Source organism: Flavobacterium sp. (genome assembly GCF_043720215.1).
In the GTDB taxonomy this organism is placed as follows: domain Bacteria; phylum Bacteroidota; class Bacteroidia; order Flavobacteriales; family Flavobacteriaceae; genus Flavobacterium.
The window spans coordinates 1-4,824 of the sequence record NZ_JAYSSZ010000086.1 but is presented as its reverse complement, the minus strand read 5'-3'; the positions used below and the strand labels follow the sequence as shown (position 1 = coordinate 4,824).

Here is a 4,824-nt window from a genome sequence, read left to right as displayed (position 1 = left end):
TATAAAACTAAAAACAGCACCAAAAACGTTTTTGGTGCTATTTAATTTATCTATTTTTGTCTAATAATCTGTATCGATTATTTAGGACTAGTCAAAATTATTTAGAAACGATTCTAAACTTTAACCTTACAACTTCCCTTCTTTTATTTCATCAACAATTTCAGGATTTAATAAAGTCGTGATATCACCAAAATTAGAAAAATCACCTTCCGCGATTTTTCTCAAAATTCGTCTCATAATTTTTCCAGAGCGTGTTTTAGGTAAACCTGAAACAAACTGAATTTTATCTAATTTAGCAATTGGTCCGATATGATCTGAAACATGTTGATTTATTTCTTTAGCAAGATTTGTTTTATCACGTGTTTCTCCGCTCTCTTTTAGAATTACAAAACCGTACAAAGCATTTCCTTTTATATCATGAGGAAATCCAACAATGGCAGATTCTGCAACAGCAGGATGTTCATTTATAGCATCTTCTATAGGAGCTGTTCCTAAATTATGACCCGAAACAATTACAACATCATCTACTCGACCTGTAATTCTATAGTAACCTACTTCGTCACGCAAAGCGCCATCACCAGTAAAATATTTACCCGGAAATGCAGAGAAATACGTTTCTTTATAACGTTGATGATCTCCCCAAATTGTTCTTGCTATTCCTGGCCACGGAAACTTGATGCACAAACTTCCTGTCACTTGATTTCCTTCAATTTCGTTACGCTTTTCATTCATTAAAACTGGTTGAATTCCTGGTAACGGTAACGACGCATAAGTTGGTTTTGTTGGAGTTACAAAAGCTATTGGAGAAATCATAATACCTCCTGTTTCTGTTTGCCACCACGTATCTACAACGGGACAACGCTTCCCTCCTACGTGGTCATTATACCAGTGCCAAGCTTCCTCATTAATAGGTTCTCCAACAGAACCAATTACTTTCAAGGATTTTAATGGAAATTTTTGAACGTATGATAAATTCTCTTTTGCCAAGGCTCGAATAGCAGTTGGAGCAGTATAAAATTGAGTCACTTTGTGTTTTTCGATCACTTCCCAAAAACGAGAAAAATCTGGATATGACGGAACGCCTTCAAAGATTACGGTTGTAGCTCCATTTAATAAAGGTCCGTATAAAATATATGAATGTCCTGTTATCCAACCAATATCGGCTGTACACCAAAAAATATCATTTTCTTCATAATTAAAAACATTTTTGAAAGTATAAGCAGAATAAACCATATAGCCAGCCGTAGTATGTACCATTCCTTTTGGCTTCCCTGTTGATCCAGATGTGTATAAAATAAATAAAGGATCTTCGGCATCCATAATTTCAGCTACATTATTGTCTAATGCTTGGTCTAAAAGAGGTTGTAACCATTGGTCTCGGCCATCTTTCATATTAATTTGAGTATTCGTTCTTTTGGCTACCAATACTTTTTCAACAGAAGGACATTTTTCTAAAGCTTCATCTATAATTCCTTTTAAATCGATCGTTTTTTCACCACGGAAACCACCATCAGAAGTGATGACCATTTTACATTCAGAATCATTAATTCTTGACGCTACTGCCGATGCAGAAAATCCCGCAAACACTACTGAATGTATGGCTCCAATTCTAGCACAAGCCAATGTTGTAATGGCTAATTCAGGAATCATGGGTAAATAAATACAAACTCTGTCTCCTTTTTTGATGCCTTGTTCTCTCAAAACATTTGCCATTTTAGAAACACGTACATATAGTTGGTTATACGAGATTTGTTGTGCTTCTTCATTTGGATTATTTGGTTCAAAAATAATAGCTGTTTTTTCACCTCGACGTACTAAATGTCTATCGATACAATTTTTTACGATGTTAACTTTTGCCCCTTTAAACCATTCTATTTTGGCTTCGGCCATATCAAATTCTACTACTTTTTCGCATTCTTGATACCAAGTAAAATTCTCTGAAGCAATCTTTCCCCAAAATTTTCTAGGTTCTCTAATTGATTTGTTATAATGTTTGAAGTATTGTTCTAGGTTTTGGATTTTATAGTAACTCATAGTTTTTTCTGATAAATGAATTTTTGTAAATTTATAACAAAGTTCACTTCAATATATTTCAAAATCCACTTTTTTTTTAGTTTATTTGTAGTAACACAACATTAAATAAACAATGGAATTTGACCCGATAAATCTTGAACAATCTGCCATTTACAAATTGCTCACAGGAGCAGTAATTCCTAGACCTATTGGCTGGATTTCAAGTATCAGCGAAGACGGAATTCCGAATCTCGCTCCTTTTTCCTTTTTTAATGCTGTTGGAGATGATCCACCACATGTTATGTTTTCGACCGTTCGAGGAAATGAAACAAACAAGGATACTTTAAACAATGTTTTAGCAACCAAACAATTTGTTGTAAATATGGTTACTGAAGAATTAGTCGAACAAATGAATTTGACTTCGCAACCTATTCCTTCAAACGAAAGTGAATTCGATTTAGCAAACCTCACTCCTATTGCTTCTACAAAAGTAAAACCACCTAGAGTTAAGGAAAGTCCTATTTCAATGGAATGCGAATTAGTACATCATTATGCTTTAGAAAATCATAAAACCGGTGGTGCAACTATCATTATTGGACGAATCGTGATGTTTCATGTTGACGAAAGTGTTTTGTTAGACAATTACAAAATTAATTTAGATACTTACAAACCAGTTGCGCGTTTAGCAGGTTCCAATTATTCCAAACTCGGAGAAATTTTTTCAATTAAAAGAGGATAGTTATGGGAAAGTTAGAAATAAACTGTGCGATGCAAATTCATAAACCAATTCACGAAGTTTTTGAAGCAATAATTCTTCCTGAAAAAATGTCTAATTATTTCATTTCTCAAAGCACAGGAATCATGGAAGAAGGAAAAAATCTAATCTGGAAATTTCCTGAATTCGATTTTGAATGTCCTGTTAAAATTCAGAAAATCGAAAAAGATAAATACATTTCTTTTTATTGGGAAAACTCTGCAGTTAATTTGTTAGTTGAAATCACACTTTCAGAAAAAGAAAACAATTCAACTTTAGTTTCAATTTCAGAAAAAAATATGGAAAATAATGAAGCAGGTTTAAAATGGCTTTCCGGAAATTCTTTCGGTTGGTCTAATTTTTTAGCATGCCTAAAAGCTTATCTAGAATATAACATCAATTTACGAAAAGGCGCATTTGATTTTATGAAAAAGTAAAAATAAGAAACATTGATTTTAAGAATTAATATGATTTCTCAAATCTGTGTTCAAAAATATATAAACATTATAAAACTGCGGACATCAGCGTTTTTGCTTTAGTAAATTTGTTTTATCCGCGTACCAAAAAAATATGAAAATAGCAGTAATTGGTGGTGGTCCTGGTGGACTATATTTTTCGATATTAACCAAAAAAGCAATGCCGCATTGTCAAATCGATGTGTACGAGCGCAACAAACCGGATGATAGTTTTGGTTTTGGTGTGGTTTTTTCAGATGAAACTTTAGGTGAATTCTTAAAAAGAGACATGCAATCCTATGAATTAATCCGTAGCAAGTTTGCTTATTGGGACGATATCATCATCGCTCGTGATGGAGAAAGCGTAAATATTGCTGGAAATGGATTTTGTGGTTGTTCTAGAAAAACTTTGCTACAATTATTACAACAAAGATGTCAAGAAGAAGGCGTAAATTTGCATTTCGAACAAAATGTAGATGATATTTCTCTCTTCGAAAACGCTGATATGGTTATCGCTTCAGACGGAATTGGAAGTGGCATTCGCACCAAATATGAAGCCGAATTTGGAACAAAAATCGTAATGAAACAAAACCGTTTCGTTTGGTTAGGTTCTACAAAACCATTAGACGCTTTTACTTATTTTTTTAGAAATACTGAACATGGTTTAATCGTAGCCCATTCGTACCAATACCAAGAAGGTATGAGTACCTGGATTTTTGAATGTTCTGATGAAACCTGGCAAAAACATGGTTTCGAAGTCACGAATGAAGAAGATACTATTACTAAAATTTCAGAAATATTCAAGGATGAATTAGACGGTCATCCTCTAATTTCAAATAAATCACATTGGCGTCAATTTCCGCACGTAACCAATGTAAATTGGTATCACAAGAATATCGTTTTATTAGGCGATGCCAAAGCGACAGCACATTATTCTATTGGATCGGGTACAAAATTAGCGATGGATTCAGCTATCGGTTTGTCCGATGCCGTTATTGCTAATCCAACTGATGTGCAAGCTGCTTTTCAACAATATGATAAAACTCGTAGAAATACAGTTGAAATGATTCAATATGCGGCATTAGTCTCGGTTGATTGGTTTGAAAATATGAACCGTCATAACCAACATTCCTTTTATCAATTTGCTTTCGGATGCATGACGCGCGCTAAAAAAGTAACTTTCGAAAACTTACGCTTACGAGATAAATCATTTACAGATAAAGTTTTAAATGAATTCAATGGCAATATCAATGTCAATGACAAAAATCAATCGGCAGCCTTCTCAACTTTCAAATTAAGAAATCTAGAAGTACAAAACCGAATCTTAATGGCGCCAATGGGACAATATGCCGCCGCAAACGGATTGGTAAACGATTGGCATTTTCAACATTACACGTCAAGAGCAGTTGGTGGCTTGGGTTTAATTTTAACAGAAATGACCGCGGTCTCTGAAACAGGAAGAATCACAGAAGGCTGTGCCGGAATTTACAACGAAAAGCAACTTACAGAATGGAAACGTATTAACGATTTCATTCATCAACATACGCAAACGAAAATCGGAATCCAATTAGGACATTCTGGAAGAAAAGGTGCGACGAAAAA

The 4,824-nt window shown here is 34.2% G+C and carries 3 protein-coding genes and 1 pseudogene; 3 read left to right on the top strand and 1 reads right to left on the bottom strand.

Features of this window, described 5'->3' with window-relative positions; genetic code table 11:
- Positions 1 to 126: 126 nt before the first annotated feature.
- On the bottom strand, positions 127 to 2,034 hold the full coding sequence (gene acs, locus ACHZC3_RS04210) for an acetate--CoA ligase (protein ID WP_394758633.1): 1,908 nt from the start codon (positions 2,032 to 2,034) through the stop codon (positions 127 to 129).
- A gap of 112 nt (positions 2,035 to 2,146) precedes the next feature.
- Between acs and ACHZC3_RS04205 the strand changes: the two genes are divergently transcribed.
- The 3 genes and pseudogenes from ACHZC3_RS04205 to ACHZC3_RS04195 form a co-directional block, all read left to right on the top strand.
- The gene (locus ACHZC3_RS04205) at positions 2,147 to 2,752 is read left to right on the top strand and encodes a flavin reductase family protein (RefSeq protein ID WP_394758632.1); all 606 of its coding nucleotides are present in this window, start codon (positions 2,147 to 2,149) and stop codon (positions 2,750 to 2,752) included.
- 2 nt (positions 2,753 to 2,754) lie between these two features.
- A complete protein-coding gene (locus tag ACHZC3_RS04200) occupies positions 2,755 to 3,204 on the top strand; it encodes an SRPBCC domain-containing protein (RefSeq protein WP_394758631.1) in 450 nt (149 codons plus the stop codon).
- Between the two features lie 133 nt (positions 3,205 to 3,337).
- Positions 3,338 to 4,824, top strand: a pseudogene (locus tag ACHZC3_RS04195) (bifunctional salicylyl-CoA 5-hydroxylase/oxidoreductase); the annotation flags it as partial.